We start from the raw sequence: 18,658 nt of genomic DNA, 5'->3' as shown, positions 1-18,658 counted from the left end.
CCGCGGGACGAACCACCCCGGTCGTCACGGCGCACCGCTGCGCCATTCCATCACGCACTCCTCACGGGGGACATCCATGCCCATGCGCACCCGAGCCGCCGCACTCGCCGCGCTCACCGTCACCGCCCTCGCGGCCGGCACGGCACTCACCGCGCCGGCCGGTGCCGCGCCGGGGAAGGCCGCCTCGCCCGCGTTCCTCGCGGCCTCGGAACTGCCGCCGCACCCGTCGTCCACCTGGACCGCCGGCCCGGTCACCGACGGCTTCCCGGCGGAGCTCGCCCACTGTCTGGGCGAGGGCGTACCGGCGTACGACTACCGGCACCGCGTCTTCCGCACCGACCTGGACACGGGCGCCGTCCAGGTCACCGTCGTCACGGGCTCCCCCGCCAAGGGCAAGGCGCTGGCCGCCCTGCTCGACGAGGAGATCCGCTCCTGCGCCGACCGGATCGAGCGGTCCGACCCGGAGATCGAGGCCGAGGGCCGGTACTACGGCTCGCTGCCGGTCGAGGAGGGCGCGCGGGTGCACGGACTGCACACCGCGACCTCCTGGGGCGCCACGGACATCCACCTGCTGTCCGTGGGACGGGACGGCAGGACGGTGACCGTCGTCGGCTGGGGGCAGATGGGCGACTTCGACGACGCCCCGGTCGCCGCCTTCGAGGAGACGACGACGAAGGCCGTCAACAAGCTCCACTGAACCGCACGACCACCACGAAAGCCGGGGTCGTCCTCTCGCCACGGGGGTCGGGAGGACGGCCCCGCGCGCTTGCGTGGCCACTGCACTTCGGCCAACAACCGGTCGTTGACGGTTCGACATGACTGCCGCGTGGGTGACGGGGCAAGCATTCCCGTGTACGTGTTCGAGCAGCAGGGGGAATCGACGTCGGCACGCGGGCGGGGGGTCATGAAGAGTCAGGTGTCGGCGCCACAGCTGAGGCGCACACTGGGGCGGGCGGATCTGCGGGCGGTGCCCGAGTCCCGCAGGGCACTGCGGGAACTGCTCAGGCACTGGGGGACTGCGGAACGGTCCGAGGTAGCGGAATTACTCACCAGCGAGCTCGTCACCAACGCGCTCGTCCACACCGACCACGAGGCGGTCCTGACGGCCACCGTCGGGCCCCGCGGACTGCGGGTGGAGGTGCGGGACTTCGTGGCCCGCGAGCCCCGGCCGCGCCCACCGTGCGCCGATGACGGCACGCACGGGAGGGGCCTGGTGCTGGTCGAGTCCCTCGCCGACGAATGGGGGGTCAGGAAGCACGGGGTGGGCAAGTCCGTCTGGTTCGAACTCGACGCGGACGCCGCCGCCTGAGGCGTGCCCGGCCGGCTCGGACGCACGAACGGGACGGGGCGCGGACCCCAGTGGGCCGCACCCCGTCCCGTGGTACGTACGTCGCCGTACGCCTGGCAAGGCGTCAGCCGAACTGCTGCTCCAGGTCCTTGAGCTTGCGCTCCAGGGAGTCGAGGCGCGGCAGGGCCTGGGTGTCGTCCTCGGCGGTGAGGTCGACGGTCACCGGGTCAGCGCCGGTGCGCACCGGCTGCAGGGAGGGACGCGCGCGGACGGGCAGGGCTTCCTGCGCCGGTATGGCAGGCTCCGCGGAGACCATGTCGGAGCCGCGCTCCACCGTCGGCGCCTCCAGCTCGCGTCCGCCGCGGCCCACGAAACCGCGGTGACCCCGGCTGATCGCCTTCGCCCGGGCCCGCTCCACGCGCTGCTGGTCCCGCCGGCGCTGCTTCGCCTCGTCCTTGCGGATCTTGTCCTCGCGCACTTCCTCGACCGCCTCGTCGAGGCTGCGCACGCCCTCCAGCAGCATCAGCGACCACGCACGGTAGGTCTCCCGGGGGGCGCGCAGCCAGCGGACGATACGGATCTGGGGGAGCGGACGCGGGACCAGGCCCTGTTCCCGCAGGGCGGCCCGGCGGGTCTGCTTCAGCGCGCGGTCGAACAGGACCGCCGCGGACAGGGACATGCCCGCGAAGAAGTGCGGGGCGCCGTCGTGTCCGATGCCCCGGGGAGCGTGCACCCAGTTGAACCAGGCCGCGGCGAAGGCGAACGTCCACACGAGTATCCGCGAGCCGAGCGCCGCGTCACCGTGGCTGGCCTCGCGCACGGCGAGCACCGAGCAGAACATCGCCGCGCCGTCCAGGCCGAACGGGACGAGGTACTGCCAGCCGCCGGACAGGCCGAGGTTCTGTTCGCCGAAGCCGACCAGCCCGTGGAAGGAGAGCGCGGCGGCCACCGCCGCACAGCAGAACAGCAGGACATAGGAGACGGTGCCGTAGAGGGCCTCCTTGCGCCTGCGGCGCTCCTCGCTGCGCTCCCACGAGTCCTCGGCACGTGTGTCCTTGACCGAGGAGCGCTTGCCGCGCGCCAGCACCGCCACCGCCGCCAGCATGCCCAGGAGCAGCACGGCGCCCGGAAGCAGCCAGTTAAGCGATATGTCGGTCAGTCTCATCTAAGGGGTCCCTTGCATTGGGATAGGGCGTAACGCCCGCCATAGTGGCCCAATCCCAGCGGCCCTCAGGGGGTTTCGGGGCAAGAGCCCGCCAAGGGAGTGCGAGGGGGTGTCCCAGGGCGGCGTTCTGCTCGAACTGCCGCATGAGGGGCGGGAGTTGGGTTCGAATAAGACTACCCGTGCGGGTGGTTCCACGGAAAGTTCCCGTGAGAGGTGAGGAAATTGTGAATCACCTGTTACCTCTGCGGCGTACTCACCGGATGATCTTACGGTGTGGGAGGAGGTGCCGATGCCCGGCCTCGTGTCAACCGGCCTGGGCTACCAGGTCGTCGGCCCGCACGTCGGTCCGCTCGGTCGTCGCCCCGGCCGTCACCGTGGCCGTCGTCCGTCCGGTGGCGCAGGTGCGCGGACAGGTGGCGCAGACGTCGTCCGGGCGCAGGGTGTAGAACATGCAGCAGCTGATCCGCTCCCGGGTGGCGGGTGCCGGCTTCCCGTCGGGCCCGGTCGGCCGGCGGAAGGCGGCCGCGCCCACGTACGGCTTGGTCGCGCCCGGCAGCAGCAGCTCCAGCTCCCGCAGCCCCCGCTCCTCCTCGCCGAGCAGCTGGGACACGTACCGCAGACTCTCGACGATCTCGTCGGTCGCCATGCCCCACAGCGCCCGGCCGCGCCGCCGCATCCGGGGCCCGAAACCGCCCAGGACGGGTTCGAGGTGCTGGGCGACCGCCGCGCGCACCTCCGCCCGCAGCGCCTCCTCGTCGGGCACCACCCGGGCGCCGGGCAGGGTGGCGGCGGGGTCGTCCGGCAGGCAGGCGAAGCCGTCCGGCCGGACGGCCATGCGACCCACGGCGAGGCCGGGGGCGGTGCGGTCGAACGAGACGTGCGTCACGGGGTAGCGCGGCACGCGGCGGTGCAGGAACCACGGCACGGTGATCAGCAGGCAGGCGGGCCAGGCGTAGCGGTGCAGACCGAAACTGGCGATCACGTCCGGGCGGCCCCGTCGGCCGTAGTCCCGCAGCACCTGGGTGTCGTCCCAGGTGAGAAACGTCTCCAGGTCGCTCTCGCCCTCGGCGAGCTCCGACGCGGCGACCCAGCCGCCGCCCCGGGGCAGCTCCTCGTCGGCGCCGAGCTCGGTGACGGCCAGCGCGGGGAAGGCCTCCGCCAGGCGGGCGTACGCGTCCGCGACGGCCGAACCGGGCACATGCATGGGACCACCCATTCACGTCTTGAGGAGCCGATCAATAAAGGTAAGGCTCACCTTACCGAAGATCGCCGGCGTGTGAACAGGCGTCCGGTGCGCTTATGGTGCTTGACGTACAGGTGACAACCCGCCGTAATGACCCCAAGTACCGACACGTCCGCAGGAGGACCTTGTGAAGCAGGGCACGCAGGGCTCCGCCGGGACGGGGAACGCCGGGACCGGCCCGGCGGGCGAGGCCGCCCAGGGCCGCTTCCGGGTGCCCGCCCAGCCGACGGCGCAGGACATGGACCGGCCGCGTGACGCGGAGCGCGACCGGCCGCGCGGCGCGCAGGGCGCGAGCGCGCGCGGCGAGCACACGCACGGCGAACCCGCCCTCCCCCTTCCCCGGCCCCGGGCCACCGTCCAGCGGTCCTCCGTACGCGGCCAGATCCTCGCCGCCCTGCGCACCGCGCTGGTGACGGGCGACCTGCGCCCCGGCGAGGTGTACTCCGCGCCCGTGCTCGCGGAGCGGTTCGGCGTCTCCGCGACGCCCGTGCGGGAGGCCATGCAGCAGCTCACCCTGGAGGGCGCGGTGGAGGTCGTGCCGAACCGAGGGTTCCGGGTCGTCGAGCGGGGTGCGCGGGAACTGGCCGAGCTGGCCGAGGTCCGGGCGCTGATCGAGGTCCCGGTGATGCTGCGGCTGGCCCGCACGGTGCCCGCCGCGCGGTGGGCCGAGCTGCGCCCCCTCGCCGAGGCGACGGTCCGCGCCGCCTCCTCCGGCTGCCGGGCCACGTACGCCGAGTCCGACCGCGCCTTCCACGGCGCGGTGCTCGGCCTCGCCGGCAACGAACAGCTGGTCCGGATCGCCGGGGACCTCCACCGCCGTGCGCAGTGGCCTCTGGTGGGCAGTACCCCCGGTACGCGGGGGTGCGCGGAGCTGATCGCCGACGCACACGAACACACGGCTCTGCTGGACGCGTTGATCGCGGGCGACCTGGAAGTGGTCCGGTCGCTGGTGAGGGAGCACTTCGACGGGGCGTCCTGAGCGGGACGCGCCGGCGCGGCGTTCGGGGGCGCGGGGTCGATGCCGCGTTCGCCCCGCCGCCCCTCGCCGTCCCGTTGCTGGGGGCTGTGTCCCCGGAGCCCCGGTCGGCCCTGGACGGGCCTTGTCCTCATGCGTCGGACGGGCTGGGTTGTGCCCGGGTCGCGTTGTGCGGTCGCCGTCCCTTGCCGTCCCGTTGCTGGGGGCTGTGTCCCTGGAGCCCCGGTCGGCCCTGGACGGGCCTTGTCCTCAAGCGTCGGACGGGCTGGGTTGTGCCCGGGTCGCGTTGTGCGGTCGCCGTCCCTTGCCGTCCCGTTCCTGGGGGCTGTGTCCCTGGAGCCCCGGTCGGCCCTGGACGGGCTGGGTTGTGCCCAGGTCGCGTCATGCCGTCGCCGCTCCCGGGGCCGGCGGGGTCAGCTGGCGGGCCAGCCAGGTGGGGACGCCCCCCAGGAGCCGGAACAGGCGGCGCGCCTCCTCGCGCAGCCGGGACGCCTCGGGCTCGGTCTCCGTGTCGGCGAGGGACACCAGTGCCGGAGCCGTGCCGACGAGATAGCCCAACTCCTCGCGGATCCGCAGGGACTCGGCGAAGCCGTGCCGCGCCTCCGCCAACTCCCCCTCGCGCAGCGCGAGTCCGGCGAGGTGTCGCCAAGTGCCGGAGAGCAGCAGCGGGTCGGCGTGCGCGGTGGCGCCCGCGTGGGCGCGGCGGTACGCGGCCCGCGCCGCCTGCGGGGACCGGGTGAGGTTCTCCGCGATCAGCCCGCGCCGGAAGTCCAGCAGTGCCCGCCCCGCCGCCCCCGGAGGGAGCAGCGCCGCGGCCCGCCCCAGCGCGGCGCGCGCCTCGTCGGCCCGGTCGCGCACGCCGAACAGGGTGGCGGCGTAGGCCAAGTACCCGCGTTCACAAGCGGCGGCCCCCCGCTCGTCGTCGCTGTGCGCCAGCGCCTCGGCCGAACGCAGCGCGTCCTCCGCCTCCTCCCACCCCGCCTCGGTGTACAGACACCGCTCCACCAGCAGCGACGCCCGCTGCAGGGCCGCGTCCGGGGAGGCGGGTTCGAGCAGGGCGGCGGCGTCGGCCCAGCAGGCGCGGGAGCGCAGCCGCCACACCGCCGTCTGGAGGGGATCGTCGTCGGCGGTCGTTCCGTCACCGGACATGGCGGTATGCGCCACGTTGCCCTCCCCGAGCACGCCATCGAGCTGTTGAGTGGTGGCCGCATCTCAGCACGAACAACGGGGCCCGGCCAAGAGGGCGGGTGAAGGATTTCACAAAGTCGCGGGTCGCGGGTCCGAACCCGGCGGCGGGCCCGCGTGGGCTCAGCTCATGCGCAGTGCCAGGAAGAAGTCCAGCTTGTCCTCCAGGCGGGACAGGTCGCGGCTCGTCAGTTGTTCGATGCGGCCGACGCGGTAGCGCAGCGTGTTGACGTGCAGGTGGAGGCGGGACGCGCAGCGGGTCCAGGAGCCGTCGCAGTCGAGGAACGCCTCCAGGGTGGGGATCAGTTCGGCGCGATGGCGGCGGTCGTAGTCCCGCAGGGGGTCCAGGAGGCGGGCGGTGAAGGCGCGTCGTACGTCGTCGGGGACGAAGGGGAGCAGCAGGACGTGCGAGGCGAGTTCCTGGTGGCCGGCCGCGCAGACCCGGCCCTGGCGGGCCGCCGCCACGCGCCGGGCGTGCCGTGCCTCCTCCAGCGCCCCGCGCAGGCCTTCCGCCGAGTGCACGGCGGCGGAGACGCCGAGGGTGAGCCGGCCGTCGTCGTTCAGGCCGGCCGTGAGCGGATCGCGTACGGATTCCAGGAGGGCGTCGGCGACGACTCCCGTGCCCGGGTCGTCGTGTTCGCCGGTCACCGAGGGCAGCGGCACGAGCGCGATCGCCTCGTCGCCGCCGTGGGCCACCGCGACGCGGTCGGAGTGCTCGGGGCCCGTCGCCGCCGGGTCGACCAGGATCTCCTCCAGCAGCGACTGCGCCACCGGCCCGCTCTCGACCTCCCCGCCGTCCCAGTCGACGCGGGCCACCACCACCTGCCAGTGCGGCGCGGTTCCGAGCCCGGGCAGCAGCACCGGGGCGGCCACCCGCAGCCGCGCCGCGATCTCGGCGGGCGCGGCACCGGTCTGCACCAGCTCCAGCACCTCCTGCGCGAGCCGGCGCCGGACCGTGCGCGCCGCGTCCCGGCGGTCCCGCTCGACGGAGATCAACTGGGTGACGCCGTGCAGCAGGTCCAGCCGCTCCTCGGCCCAGTCACCGGCGTCCGCCTCGACCGCCAGCAGCCAGTCCGACAGCACCGTCTCGCGTACGTCCCGCGCCGGCGCCGAGGAGCGCCCGCCGCTGCGCACCGGGAAGAGGCTGTACGTCGTCTGGCCCAGCGTCACCCGGTGCGGTCCGCGCCGGCCGGTGCGGGCGGCCGCCAGCTGCTCCGCGGCGAGCCGTGCGCACACCTCGGCGGGCAGGCTCGGCCCCGCTCCCCGTGATCCGGCGGATCCGGCGATGTTCGATCCCGCGATCAGCCGGCCGGTGGGCGACAGCACCCAGGCCCGCAGGTCCAGGTCGGAGCCGAGCAGGTCGAGCACGACGTCGGGGCCGCCGCCCGCGGGACCCGAGGTCATCATCCGCCGGTGCCGGTCCACCACGGCCGCGAGATCGCCGGCGCGCTCGCCGGACACCTGCCGTACGACGTGCTCGGTGACGGTCGCGAAGGCCACCGACTCGTGCACCGCGAACAGCGGCAGCCGGTGCCGTGCGCAGGCCACGACCAGGTCGTCCGGCACATCGCCCAGCTCCGCCTCACCGGCCGCCAGGGCGGCCACCCCGGCCTGCACCAGGATCCGTACGAACGGCTCGGAGTCGGCGGCGTCGCGGCGCCAGGCCAGGCCCGTGAGGACCAGTTCCCCGCCCGAGAGATAGCGGCTGGGGTCCCTCAGATCGGTCGTCATCACCCCGCGCACCGTGCGGTCCAGCTCGTCCTCGCCGCCGAGCAGCTTCAGGCCCAGCGCGTCGGTGTCCAGCAGTGCGCGCAGCCGCATTCTCGTCGCCGCCGTTTCTTGTCTCGAAATCTACGATGGACCGTGGAGGGATCTCCCGGCGAGGGCCCGTTGGGGTGGCTGATCAGCGGTGTCGGCCGTTTCCCGGACCGTGTCCTCTGTTACCGGAGGAAGCTGGGGAGGTTACGGACGACCTCTGTTCATACGAATCTACAAGATGCCCTCGCTGGCCAGCCAACTCCTTCATGGTTTCCGTGACTGACCCCGGGACAGCACGCGGCGGTGTACTGGCCTCACTCCGAGTGAACCGCACAGCGACGAGCCGGGCCCGCCGCACACGGATCGGCTCGATCCGCACGCCCCACGAGACGAAGAAGAGAGCCGGTCATGGACTTCCTTCGCCCCGCCAGCTGGGAGGAGGCGCTCGCCGCGAAGGCCGAGCACCCCACAGCTGTGCCGATCGCGGGTGGCACCGACGTGATGGTCGAGATCAATTTCGACCACCGCCGGCCCGAGTACCTCATGGACCTGAACCGCATCGGCGACCTCGACGCATGGGAGGTCGGCGAGGAGAGTGTGCGGCTCGGTGCCTCCGTCCCGTACGCGCGGATCATGGAGCATCTGCGCGCCGAACTGCCGGGTCTCGCCCTCGCCTCCCACACGGTCGCCTCCCCGCAGATCCGCAACCGCGGCGGCGTCGGCGGCAACCTCGGCACCGCCTCCCCGGCCGGCGACGCCCACCCGGCGCTGCTCGCCGCCGGTGCCGAGGTCGAGGTCGAGTCGGTGCGCGGAGCGCGCCGCATCCCCATCGACGCGTTCTACACCGGCGTGAAGCGCAACGCGCTGGCGCCCGACGAGCTGATTCGCGCCATCCACATCAAGAAGGCGGACGGCCCGCAGCAGTACTCCAAGGTCGGCACCCGCAACGCCATGGTCATCGCCGTGTGCGCCTTCGGCCTCGCGCTGCACCCCGGGACGCGGACGGTGCGGACGGGGATCGGTTCGGCCGCCCCGACGCCGATCCGGGCCCGCGCCGCCGAGGAGTTCCTGGACGCGGCGCTGGAGGAGGGCGGCCTCTGGGACAACGGGAAGACCATCCCCCCGTCCGTCGCCAAGCGGTTCGCGGAGCTGTGCGCCGCCGCCTGCAACCCGATCGACGACGTCCGCGGCACCGCGGCCTACCGCCGCCACGCGGTCGGTGTCATGGCCCGCCGCACCCTGACCTGGACCTGGGAGTCGTACCGCGGCGCCCACCGCATCACCGAGGGGGCCGCCTGATGCGACTCAACTTCACCGTCAACGGACGCCCCCAGGAAGCCGACGACGTCTGGGAGGGCGAGTCCCTGCTGTACGTGCTGCGCGAGCGGCTCGGCCTGCCCGGCTCCAAGAACGCCTGTGAGCAGGGCGAGTGCGGGTCGTGCACCGTACGGCTCGACGGCGTGCCGGTGTGTTCCTGTCTCGTCGCCGCCGGCCAGGCCGAGGGGCGTGAGGTCGTCACGGTGGAGGGCCTGGCGGACTTCGCCAGGCAGCGCGCCGAGGGCTGCGGGACCGGGGCCTGCGGCACCTCGCTCCAAAAGGCCCGGCGGTGGGAGGCCAGGGGCACCGACTCGCAGACCGGCGAGGGCACCGATCTGGCCCCCGTCCAGCAGGCGTTCCTCGACGCCGGCGCGGTGCAGTGCGGTTTCTGCACGCCCGGCCTGCTGGTCGCCGCCGACGAGATGCTGGAGCGCAACCCCAACCCGACCGACGCGGACATCCGCGAGGCCCTGTCGGGCAACCTGTGCCGCTGCACCGGCTACGAGAAGATCATGGACGCGGTCCGCCTGGCGGCCGCCCGCCAGTCCGAGGGGGTCTGAGCATGCCGACGAACGGTGTTCCCACCAAGATCACGCAGGGCTCGGGGACCAAGGGCGGCATCGGCGAGTCCACGCTCCGCCCGGACGGCACCCTCAAGGTCACCGGCGAGTTCGCGTACTCCTCCGACATGTGGCACGAGGACATGCTCTGGGGCCAGATCCTGCGCTCCACCGTCGCCCACGCCGAGATCGTGTCCATCGACACGAGCAAGGCCCTCGCCACCCCGGGCGTGTACGCCGTGATGACGTACGACGACCTGCCGACCGACGTGAAGAACTACGGACTGGAGATCCAGGACACCCCGGTCCTCGCCCACGGCAAGGTCCGCCACCACGGCGAGCCCGTCGCGATCGTCGCCGCCGACCACCCGGAGACCGCGCGCCGCGCCGCCGCCAGGATCAGGGTCGAGTACCGGGACCTCCCCGTCGTCACCGACGAGGCGTCCGCGCTCGCGCCCGACGCGGTCCTCGTCCACGAGGCCCGCGACGACCACCACATCGGCCACGTCCCGCACCCCAATGTCGTCCACCGCCAGCCCATCGTGCGCGGCGACGTGGAGGCGGCCCGGCGCCGCGCGGACGTGATCGTCGAGGGCGAGTACACCTTCGGCATGCAGGACCAGGCCTTCCTCGGCCCCGAGTCCGGCCTCGCGGTCCCCGAGGAGGACGGCGGCGTCCACCTCTACATCGCCACCCAGTGGCTCCACTCCGACCTGCGCCAGATGGCGCCCGTGCTCGGCCTGCCCGAGGACAAGGTGCGGATGACGCTGGCCGGCGTCGGCGGCGCGTTCGGCGGGCGCGAGGACCTCTCCATGCAGATCCACGCCTGCCTGCTGGCCCTGCGCACCGGCAAGCCCGTCAAGATCGTCTACAATCGCTTCGAGTCCTTCTTCGGCCACGTCCACCGCCACCCGGCCAAGCTGTACTACGAGCACGGGGCCACGCGTGAGGGCAAGTTGACCCACGTGAAGTGCCGCATCGTGCTCGACGGCGGCGCGTACGCCTCCGCCTCCCCGGCCGTGGTCGGCAACGCCTCCTCGCTGGGCATCGGGCCGTACGTCGTCGACGACGTCGAGATCGAGGCCCTCGCCCTCTACACCAACAACCCGCCCTGCGGCGCGATGCGCGGCTTCGGCGCGGTCCAGGCGTGCTTCGCCTACGAGGCGCAGATGGACAAGCTGGCGGAGCGGCTCGGCATGGACCCGGTGGAGCTCAGGCAGCTCAACGCGATGGAACAGGGCGCGCTGATGCCCACCGGGCAGCCGGTCGACTCCCCGGCGCCGGTCGCCGAACTCCTGCGCCGCGTCAAGGCGATGCCGATGCCGCCGGAGCGCCAGTGGGAGAGCAGCGAGGGCGCCGACGTGCGCCAGCTGCCGGGCGGCCTGTCCAACACCACCCACGGCGAGGGCGTCGTACGCGGCGTCGGCTACGCGGTCGGCATCAAGAACGTCGGCTTCTCCGAGGGCTTCGACGACTACTCCACCGCCCGCGTCCGCATGGAGGTGGCCGGCGGCGAGCCGGTCGCCACCGTGCACACCGCGATGGCGGAGGTCGGCCAGGGCGGTGTCACCGTCCACGCCCAGATCGCCCGCACGGAGCTGGGCGTCACCCAGGTGACGATCCACCCGGCCGACACCCGGGTGGGCTCGGCGGGTTCGACGTCGGCGTCCCGGCAGACGTACGTCACCGGCGGCGCGGTCCGCAACGCCTGCGAACTGGTGCGCGAGAAGGTGCTGGAGCTCGGCCGGCGCAGGTTCGGCTCGTACCACCCGGCGTGGGCGACCGCCGAACTCCTGCTGGAGGGCGGCAAGGTCGTGACCGACGGCGGCGAGGTGCTCGCCGACCTGGCGGACGTCCTCGGCGACGAGGCCGTCGAGGTCGAGGAGGAATGGCGGCACCGGCCGACCGAACCCTTCGACCTGCGCACCGGGCAGGGCAACGGCCATGTCCAGTACTCCTTCGCCGCGCACCGCGCCGTCGTCGAGGTCGACACCGAACTCGGCCTGGTGAAGGTCATCGAGCTGGCCTGCGCACAGGACGTCGGCAAGGCGCTCAACCCGCTGTCCGTCATCGGCCAGATCCAGGGTGGCACCACCCAGGGCCTGGGCGTGGCGGTCATGGAGGAGATCGTCGTCGATCCGAAGACCGCGAAGGTGCGCAACCCCTCCTTCACGGACTACCTCATCCCCACGATCCTCGACACGCCGACCATCCCCGTCGACGTGCTCGAACTGGCCGACGACCACGCGCCGTACGGGCTGCGCGGCGTCGGCGAGGCCCCCACCCTGTCGTCGACCCCGGCGGTCCTCGCGGCCATCCGCAACGCGACCGGCCTGGAGCTGAACAGGACACCGGTACGCCCGGAACACCTCACGGGCACGGGGTGACCCTTGTGCCGTCGCGGGCGGTCGTGCCTCCCCCCAGTGCCTCAAGGGTCTGGGGGAAACCCAGCGGCACGGGCGCGACGGCACCCCGACGCCGCGAGGCCGCCCTGCGGGCGACGACGCGAATGGTCAGACAGGCCCCAGCACCTCGACACGACACGAACCCTGAGGAGGCGGAGAGATGCTGGACATCGCCGAGGAGCTGAACCGGTGGGTGGAGCAGGGCCGTGACGTCGCGGTCGCCACGGTGGTGGCGGTCGGCGGCAGTGCGCCCCGCGGGCCCGGGGCCGCGCTGGCGGTGGACGCCGAGGGCACGGCGATCGGTTCGGTCTCCGGAGGGTGTGTGGAGGGGGCGGTGTACGAGCTGTGCCGGCAGGCGCTGGTGGACGGCGCATCCGTCCTGGAGCGTTTCGGATACAGCGACGAGGACGCCTTCGCCGTCGGTCTGACCTGCGGTGGGGTCATCGACATCCTGGTGACACCGGTGCGGGCGGCGGACCCCGCCCGCCCGGTGCTCGCGTCCGTGCTCGCCGCCGCCGCGCGGGGGGAGGCGGCGGCGGTGGCGCGGGTCGTGAGCGGCCCGGCGGACCTGATGGGCCGCGCCCTCGTGGTCCGCCCCGACGGCACCCACGAGGGCGGCTTCGGCGCCCATGCGGAACTGGACCGCACGGTGGCGGCGGAGGCGGGCGCCTTCCTGGACGCGGGCCGCACCGGCACGCTGGAGATCGGGGAGCAGGGCTCACGGTGCGGAGCGCCGCTCACGGTTCTGGTCGAGTCCTCGGTTCCTCCGCCCCGGATGATCGTGTTCGGTGCGATCGACTTCGCGTCGGCGCTGGTACGGGTCGGCAAGTTCCTCGGCCACCACGTGACGGTGTGCGACGCGCGGCCGGTGTTCGCGACGAAGGCCCGCTTCCCGGAGGCCGACGAGATCGTGGTCGAGTGGCCGCACAGGTACCTGGAGCGCACGTCCGTGGACGCCCGTACGGTGCTGTGCGTGCTGACGCACGACGCGAAGTTCGACGTGCCGCTGTTGCGGCTGGCCCTGCGGCTGCCGGTGGCGTACGTGGGGGCGATGGGGTCGCGCCGCACTCACCTCGAACGTCTGGAACGCCTGCGCGCGGCAGGGGTGACCGACCTGGAACTGGCCCGCCTGAGGTCGCCCATCGGCCTCGACCTGGGTGCCCGTACGCCCGAGGAGACAGCCCTGTCCATCGCGGCGGAGATCGTCGCGGACCGGCGCGGCGGCAGCGGGGTGTCCCTGACCGGCGCCCACACCCCCATCCACCACGACGGCGGGACCGCGCCCGCGGGCCGGATCGGATCGGTGGCCTGAACACACCCGAAGGGCGGAGCGGAGTCGTCACGGCTGACGGAGCAGCCGGTTCACCGCCCGTCCGAAGACATGGCGGCCGGCGCGCGCGACCACGGCGTCCAGGGGCGCCGGCAGGAAGCGGAGCCGGATGTCCTCCCGCCACCGCACCCGCGCCCGGCCCCCCGGCCCGCGCCGCACCTCGATCTCCGCCCAGCCCAGGACGACGCGGCCCCGTTTCTCCAGGCGGCACAGCCCCGGGGAGTCGTCCACCGGGGGCTGCCACACCGTCACTTCCATCGGGTCGTCGAAGGAGAGCGGGCCGAGGCCCGTGCGGGCGAGGACCCTCGTGCCCTCCCCGGTCGGCGGGGGAGTGGTCACGGTGATCCGGGTCAGGGGGACCGCGTCCCCGTGCAGGGGCCACCGGGTGAGCCGGCGCCAGGCCTCGTCGACGGGGAGGGGTGCCGTGCGCTGGACAAGGAAGGTGGCCACGGACCGATCCTAGGGAATCGCCGCCGGGCATCGGCACGTCCGGGGGCGGCTCACCCGGTCGGCCCAGTCGCCGGCCCGCCGAACCCACCCGGTACACCTCGCCCGGCTTCGTCTCCCCCGGGGCGAGGAGCCGGAGGGCCGCACGAACACACCTGTGGTGTGCTCTCACGCGGGTGGGAGCGGGGACGTGGGTGAGCCGTCACCGGGTTGCTCGCGGTCGCCGCAGCCATCCGCGATGCCGTACGAAACGTGGTGAACCGTCGCATACCGTCACTCGCCGTGCTGAGCTGTCTCCAAGTGTTTGAGACAGCTGCGAGCGCGGCACCCGCTTCCTCGCAGCACCACCCGTTTCGCACGGAGGAACACACGCCCCATGCGCATCCTCAAAAGCAACGCCCCGTTCCACGACCCCGCCGCCGCCCCGGCCGTCGACGGCCGGACGGTGACGGCGGCCGAGGAGGAGCGCTTCGGCCGGCGCGGGCACGGCAGGCGTCCGCTGTCCCGCCCCGCCCGGGAGCTGCCCGGGCGGTCCGCGCGCCGGTGCCCGCGGCAGGCGGGACCGCGACCCGCTGCCCCGGACGCCGTCGCCGACTCCTTCGACCCGGCGCCGGGTGGGCCCACGGCCGGCGACCGGAGTGACGCCCTGTTGCGCTTCGGCTCCGTCCCCGCCGGCCTGCCGGCGACCGGGCCGCACGCGGTGCGCTGGGGGAGGGCACCCGGATGACGTCGTACGCCGTGGTGATCCCCACCCTGGTGCGGGACACCCTCGCCGACTGCCTCGCCGCGCTGGCCGCGGCGACCGGGCCGCACCCCGACGCGATCGTGCTCGTCGACGACCGGCCCGAGCCCGACCCCCGGTCCGGGACCCTGGAGCACGCGTTGACGGTCCTCGGCGACCTGCGCGAGCGCACCACCGTCGTCACCTGCGGGGGCCGCGGGCCCGCCGCCGCCCGCAACGCCGGGCTGCGCGCCGTCACCGCGCCCTGGGTCGCCTTCCTCGACGACGACGTCCAGGTGGGACCCCACTGGTGCGCGCAACTCGTCCAGGACCTCAAGGAGGCGCCCGCCGACGCCGCCGGCGTCCAGGGCGTCGTCACCGTGCCGCTGCCCGGCGAGCGCCGCCCCACCGACTGGGAACGCGGCACCGCCGGACTCGTGCAGGCCCGCTGGATCACCGCCGACATGGCCTACCGCAGCGACGCCCTGCGGCAGATCGGCGGCTTCGACGAACGCTTCCCCCGCGCCTTCCGCGAGGACGCCGACCTCGCCCTGCGCCTCCTCGACGCCGGCTGGCGCATCCGTCAGGGCCGCCGCACCACCCTGCACCCCGTGCGTCCCGCCTCCCGCTGGGCCTCGCTGCACCAGCAGCGCGGCAACGCCGACGACGCCCTGATGCGGCACCTGCACGGCCCCGACTGGTGGGACAAGGCGGTCGCACCGCGCGGCCGGATCCGCCGGCACGCCGCGATCACCGCCGCCGGAGCCGCCGCCTGCGCCCTCGCCGCCACCGGGCACCGCCGGGCGGCCACCGCCTGCGCCCTCGGCTGGGCCGCCGGAACCGCCGAGTTCGCCCGCGCCCGCATCGTGCCCGGCCCGCGTACCCGCGAGGAGGTGACGACCCTGCTGGCCACCAGCGTGGTCATCCCGCCCGCCGCGACCTGGCACCGGCTGGCCGGGGCCTGGCGCCACCGGAACGCCCCCGCGTGGCGGGAGACGGCCCGATGAGTCCGGTCGGGGCGGTGCTGTTCGACCGCGACGGCACGCTCGTCCACGACGTCCCCTACAACGCCGACCCCGACCTGGTGCGGCCCGTCGAGGGCGCCCGCGAGGCACTCGGCGAACTGCGCGCACGAGGAATCCGCACCGGCGTCGTCACCAACCAGTCCGGCATCGCGCGCGGACTGCTCACCGAGGCCGACGCCCGCCGCGTCAACCGGCGCGTCGAGGAGCTCCTCGGCCCCTTCGACGTGTGGGCGCTGTGCCCGCACGGCCCGGACGACGGCTGCCGCTGTCGCAAGCCCCGGCCGGGCATGGTGCTGTGGGCGGCCGGCCGGATCTGCGTGAACCCCGCCGACTGCGTCGTCATCGGCGACATCGGCGCCGACATGGAGGCCGCGCGCCGCGCCGGTGCCCACGGCATCCTCGTCCCCACCCCGCAGACCCGCACCGAGGAAACCACCGCCGCCCCCCACGTGGCCCCGAACCTCACGGCGGCCGTGCGGCTGCTCCTGCCCGTCCCCCCGTGGGAGCGGCCGGGGAACGCGGCGGACCACCCCGAAGGGCCGGGCGTCTCGGGGCCCCGCGCGGGCTGTGACGTACAGCGGAGGCGCGTGTGAAGGCGCTCGTGACCCGGCTCGACAGCTTCGGCGACGTCCTGCTCGCCGGGCCCGCCGTGCGTGCCGTCGCCGCCCGCGCCGACACCGTCACCCTGCTGTGCGGACCGCACGGGGCGCCCGCCGCCCGGTTGTTGCCCGGCGTGGACGAGGTGCTCGTCTGGAACTCCCCCTGGACCGGGTTCCAGCCGCCCGAGGTCCGCCGCGAGGAGATCGACGCACTCGTCCGCACCGTCGCGGCCGTCGACGCCGGCACCGCGCTGATCCTCACCTCCTTCCACCAGTCGCCGCTGCCCACCGCCCTGCTGCTGCGCCTGGCCGGGATCGGCCGCATCGCCGCCGACAGCGAGGACTACCCCGGCTCCCTCCTCGACGTACGCCACCACCGCGCCCCGCACGCCCATGAGGCCGAGGCCGCGCTCGACCTCGCCGAGGCGGCCGGCTTCCCCCGGCCCGACGACGGACGGCTGCGCGTGCTCCCGCCTCCCGCGACCGAGGCGCTGACCGGTCCCGGCCGGTACGTCGTCGTCCACCCGGGCGCCAGCGTGCCCGCCCGCGCCTGGAGCCCCGGGAGGTGCGCGCAGGCGGTGCGCGAACTCGCCGCCGCCGGGCGCAGGGTGGTGGTCACCGGTGGCGCGGGGGAACGGGACCTGACCGCGTACGTCGCCGGGGGGCGGGCCCTCGACCTCGGCGGCCGCACCGGTGCCGCCGAACTCTGCGGAGTGCTCGCCGACGCCGACTGCGTCGTCACCGGCAACACCGGCCCCGCGCACCTCGCCGCCGCCGTCGGCACCCCGGTGGTGTCCCTGTTCGCCCCGGTCGTCCCCGCCGAGCGATGGCGGCCGTACGGGGTGCCGTACGTACTGCTCGGCGACCAGGACGCGCCGTGCGCCGGCACCAGGGCCCGGCGGTGCCCCGTGCCCGGCCACCCGTGCCTGGACGAGGTGACCGCGCACGACGTCGTCGCCGCCGTCGACAAACTCGTGGAGGTGACATGAGGATCCCGCCGCTGCACGCGCACGGGTCGTGGACCACGTCCTGCGCGCGGGGCCCGCACCCCTGCGCCGTCCCCGTCACCCCGGACCGCGTCGACGAGCCGGTGCGGCGCGGCCGTACCACCGGCACCGACCCGCTGCCCGCCGTCGCCGACGCGGCGGCGCCCACCCGCTACGGGCTGTCCCGCTTCCCGGACGACGGGCAGCGGCTGCCGAAGGAGGTGACCCGATGAGGATCGCCATGGTGTCCGAGCACGCGAGCCCGCTCGCCGCGCTCGGTGGCGTCGACGCCGGCGGCCAGAACGTGTACGTGGCGCGGCTCAGCGAGGAGTTGGCCCGGCGCGGCCACCACGTCACGGTGTACACCCGCCGGGATAGCGGCCGGCTGCCCGACCGGGTGCCGCTGCCCGGCGGCGTGGTCGTCGAGCACGTGCCCGCGGGCCCGCCCGAGGCCCTCCCCAAGGACGAACTGCTGCCGTACATGCCCGCCTTCGGCGCGTATCTCGCCCGGGTCTGGCACCGGGACCCGCCGGACGTCGTGCACGCCCACTTCTGGATGTCCGGCCTGGCCGCCCAGCTCGGCGCACGTCCGCACGGCCTCCCGGTCGTGCAGACCTACCACGCCCTCGGCACCGTCAAGCGCCGTCACCAGGGGTGGCGGGACACCAGCCCACCCGAACGCCTCGCCCTCGAACGGCTGATCGGCGGCACCTGCGCACGCGTCCTCGCCACCTGCACCGACGAGGTGCGCGAACTCGACGCGATGGGAGTGCCGCGGGGGCGGGTGTCGGTGGTGCCCTGCGGTGTGGACGCCGGCCACTTCCGCCCCGGCGCCGAGGGCGCGGTCGTGCCACCGCGCCGTGAGCGTCACCGGCTGCTCGCCTGCGGCCGACTGGTCCGCCGCAAGGGCTACGACCAGGCCGTCCAGGCGCTGACCCGGATCCCGGACGCCGAACTCGTCGTCGCCGGTGGCCCCGCCCCCGGCCGGCTGGGCCGCGATCCGGAGGCCCGGCGCCTGTGGCACCTGGCGCACCGCGCCGGGGTCGCCGGCCGGGTGCGGCTGCTCGGCGCGGTGAGCCCCGCCGACATGCCGGGGCTCATCGGCAGCGCCGATCTCGTGCTGTGCACCCCCGTCTACGAGCCGTTCGGCATCGTGCCGCTGGAGGCGATGGCGTGCGCCGTACCGGTCGTCGCCACCGATGTCGGCGGCCACCGCGACAGTGTCGCCGACGGCACCACCGGCCGGCTGGTCCCGCCGCAGGACCCGGCCGCGGTCGCCGCCGCCGTGCGGGACCTCCTCGCCGCGGACGCGCTCCGCCGCCGCTACGGCACCGCCGGACGCGAGCGCGTGCTGGCCCGGTACACCTGGAGCCGGGTCGCCGACGGCGTCGAGGACGTCCACCGACGGGTCCTGACCGCGCACACGCCCCCTGAAGAGGTGGCCTGATGCCCGGTCCCGGGGGTGGCGGCGGTCCCGTGCGGGGTGGTGCTGCGGTGCGGGGTGGTGGTCTCGTGTGGGGTGGTGCTGCGGTGCGGGGTGGTGGTCTCGTGTGGGGTGGTGCTGCGGTGCGGGGTGGTGGTCTCGTGTGGGGTGGTGCTGCGGTGCGGGGTGGTGGTCTCGTGCGGGGTGGTGCTGCGGTGCGGGGTGGTGGT

18 protein-coding genes are annotated in these 18,658 nt (G+C 74.3%); 13 read left to right on the top strand and 5 right to left on the bottom strand.

The genetic code is table 11. From position 1 onward, the window contains the following. Positions 1–76: 76 nt before the first annotated feature. Both IE178_RS15885 and IE178_RS15880 read left to right on the top strand, forming a co-directional pair. Entirely contained in the window at positions 77–697 is a 621-nt protein-coding gene (locus IE178_RS15885) for a hypothetical protein (protein WP_184761412.1), read from the top strand. Positions 698–904: 207 nt separating this feature from the next. Further along, complete coding sequence (locus tag IE178_RS15880; RefSeq protein WP_184761411.1) at positions 905–1,309, top strand: ATP-binding protein; 405 nt, start codon at positions 905–907, stop codon at positions 1,307–1,309. Positions 1,310–1,412: 103 nt separating this feature from the next. On the opposite strand, the gene IE178_RS15875 is transcribed toward IE178_RS15880, so the two are convergent. Together IE178_RS15875 and IE178_RS15870 are read right to left on the bottom strand one after the other, a co-directional pair. Further along, a complete protein-coding gene (locus IE178_RS15875; protein ID WP_184761410.1) occupies positions 1,413–2,453 on the bottom strand; it encodes a DUF2637 domain-containing protein in 1,041 nt (346 codons plus the stop codon). Positions 2,454–2,757: 304 nt separating this feature from the next. After that, complete coding sequence (locus IE178_RS15870; protein ID WP_193512742.1) at positions 2,758–3,657, bottom strand: (2Fe-2S)-binding protein; 900 nt, start codon at positions 3,655–3,657, stop codon at positions 2,758–2,760. 166 nt (positions 3,658–3,823) lie between these two features. Between IE178_RS15870 and IE178_RS15865 the strand changes: the two genes are divergently transcribed. Continuing rightward, positions 3,824–4,675, top strand: a complete 852-nt coding sequence (locus tag IE178_RS15865; protein WP_193512741.1) for a GntR family transcriptional regulator — start codon at positions 3,824–3,826, stop codon at positions 4,673–4,675. A 378-nt stretch (positions 4,676–5,053) separates the two neighbouring features. Here the strand turns inward: IE178_RS15865 and IE178_RS15860 are convergent, their stop codons facing one another. Together IE178_RS15860 and IE178_RS15855 are read right to left on the bottom strand one after the other, a co-directional pair. After that, positions 5,054–5,821 (bottom strand): hypothetical protein, encoded by a 768-nt coding sequence (locus IE178_RS15860; protein WP_184761767.1) that lies wholly within the window; start codon positions 5,819–5,821, stop codon positions 5,054–5,056. Between the two features lie 159 nt (positions 5,822–5,980). Next, positions 5,981–7,678 (bottom strand): PucR family transcriptional regulator, encoded by a 1,698-nt coding sequence (locus IE178_RS15855; RefSeq protein WP_193512740.1) that lies wholly within the window; start codon positions 7,676–7,678, stop codon positions 5,981–5,983. Between the two features lie 345 nt (positions 7,679–8,023). Between IE178_RS15855 and IE178_RS15850 the strand changes: the two genes are divergently transcribed. The 4 genes from IE178_RS15850 to IE178_RS15835 all read left to right on the top strand — a co-directional run bounded on the left by IE178_RS15850 (position 8,024) and on the right by IE178_RS15835 (position 13,209). Then, on the top strand, positions 8,024–8,914 hold the full coding sequence (locus tag IE178_RS15850) for an FAD binding domain-containing protein (protein WP_193512739.1): 891 nt from the start codon (positions 8,024–8,026) through the stop codon (positions 8,912–8,914). Beyond that, entirely contained in the window at positions 8,914–9,492 is a 579-nt protein-coding gene (locus IE178_RS15845) for a (2Fe-2S)-binding protein (protein WP_184761405.1), read from the top strand. Before IE178_RS15850 ends, IE178_RS15845 begins: the two co-directional genes overlap by 1 nt. Before the next feature lie 2 nt (positions 9,493–9,494). Further along, positions 9,495–11,879: a xanthine dehydrogenase family protein molybdopterin-binding subunit gene (locus tag IE178_RS15840; protein WP_184761404.1), complete on the top strand. Its 2,385-nt coding sequence runs from the start codon at positions 9,495–9,497 to the stop codon at positions 11,877–11,879. Between the two features lie 178 nt (positions 11,880–12,057). After that, entirely contained in the window at positions 12,058–13,209 is a 1,152-nt protein-coding gene (locus IE178_RS15835; RefSeq protein ID WP_193512738.1) for an XdhC family protein, read from the top strand. A gap of 27 nt (positions 13,210–13,236) precedes the next feature. Here the strand turns inward: IE178_RS15835 and IE178_RS15830 are convergent, their stop codons facing one another. Then, on the bottom strand, positions 13,237–13,677 hold the full coding sequence (locus tag IE178_RS15830) for an SRPBCC family protein (RefSeq protein WP_193512737.1): 441 nt from the start codon (positions 13,675–13,677) through the stop codon (positions 13,237–13,239). A gap of 373 nt (positions 13,678–14,050) precedes the next feature. Between IE178_RS15830 and IE178_RS15825 the strand changes: the two genes are divergently transcribed. From IE178_RS15825 to IE178_RS15800, 6 genes are read left to right on the top strand one after another with little or no spacing between them, the layout of a single operon-like run. Then, a complete protein-coding gene (locus IE178_RS15825; protein ID WP_184761401.1) occupies positions 14,051–14,401 on the top strand; it encodes a hypothetical protein in 351 nt (116 codons plus the stop codon). Continuing rightward, positions 14,398–15,402 (top strand): glycosyltransferase family 2 protein, encoded by a 1,005-nt coding sequence (locus IE178_RS15820; RefSeq protein ID WP_184761400.1) that lies wholly within the window; start codon positions 14,398–14,400, stop codon positions 15,400–15,402. The genes IE178_RS15825 and IE178_RS15820 overlap by 4 nt, the downstream gene beginning before the upstream one ends. After that, on the top strand, positions 15,399–16,013 hold the full coding sequence (locus IE178_RS15815; protein ID WP_193512736.1) for a D-glycero-alpha-D-manno-heptose-1,7-bisphosphate 7-phosphatase: 615 nt from the start codon (positions 15,399–15,401) through the stop codon (positions 16,011–16,013). Before IE178_RS15820 ends, IE178_RS15815 begins: the two co-directional genes overlap by 4 nt. Continuing rightward, on the top strand, positions 16,010–17,008 hold the full coding sequence (locus IE178_RS15810; RefSeq protein ID WP_193512735.1) for a glycosyltransferase family 9 protein: 999 nt from the start codon (positions 16,010–16,012) through the stop codon (positions 17,006–17,008). Before IE178_RS15815 ends, IE178_RS15810 begins: the two co-directional genes overlap by 4 nt. After that, the gene (locus IE178_RS15805; RefSeq protein ID WP_193512734.1) at positions 17,005–17,238 is read left to right on the top strand and encodes a hypothetical protein; all 234 of its coding nucleotides are present in this window, start codon (positions 17,005–17,007) and stop codon (positions 17,236–17,238) included. The genes IE178_RS15810 and IE178_RS15805 overlap by 4 nt, the downstream gene beginning before the upstream one ends. Further along, positions 17,235–18,452 (top strand): glycosyltransferase, encoded by a 1,218-nt coding sequence (locus IE178_RS15800; RefSeq protein WP_193512733.1) that lies wholly within the window; start codon positions 17,235–17,237, stop codon positions 18,450–18,452. Before IE178_RS15805 ends, IE178_RS15800 begins: the two co-directional genes overlap by 4 nt. Positions 18,453–18,658 lie beyond the last annotated feature (206 nt).

This window comes from Streptomyces griseoloalbus (genome assembly GCA_014650015.1).
Taxonomy (GTDB): domain Bacteria; phylum Actinomycetota; class Actinomycetes; order Streptomycetales; family Streptomycetaceae; genus Streptomyces; species Streptomyces griseoloalbus.
This window is presented reverse-complemented; position numbering and strand designations above follow the sequence as displayed.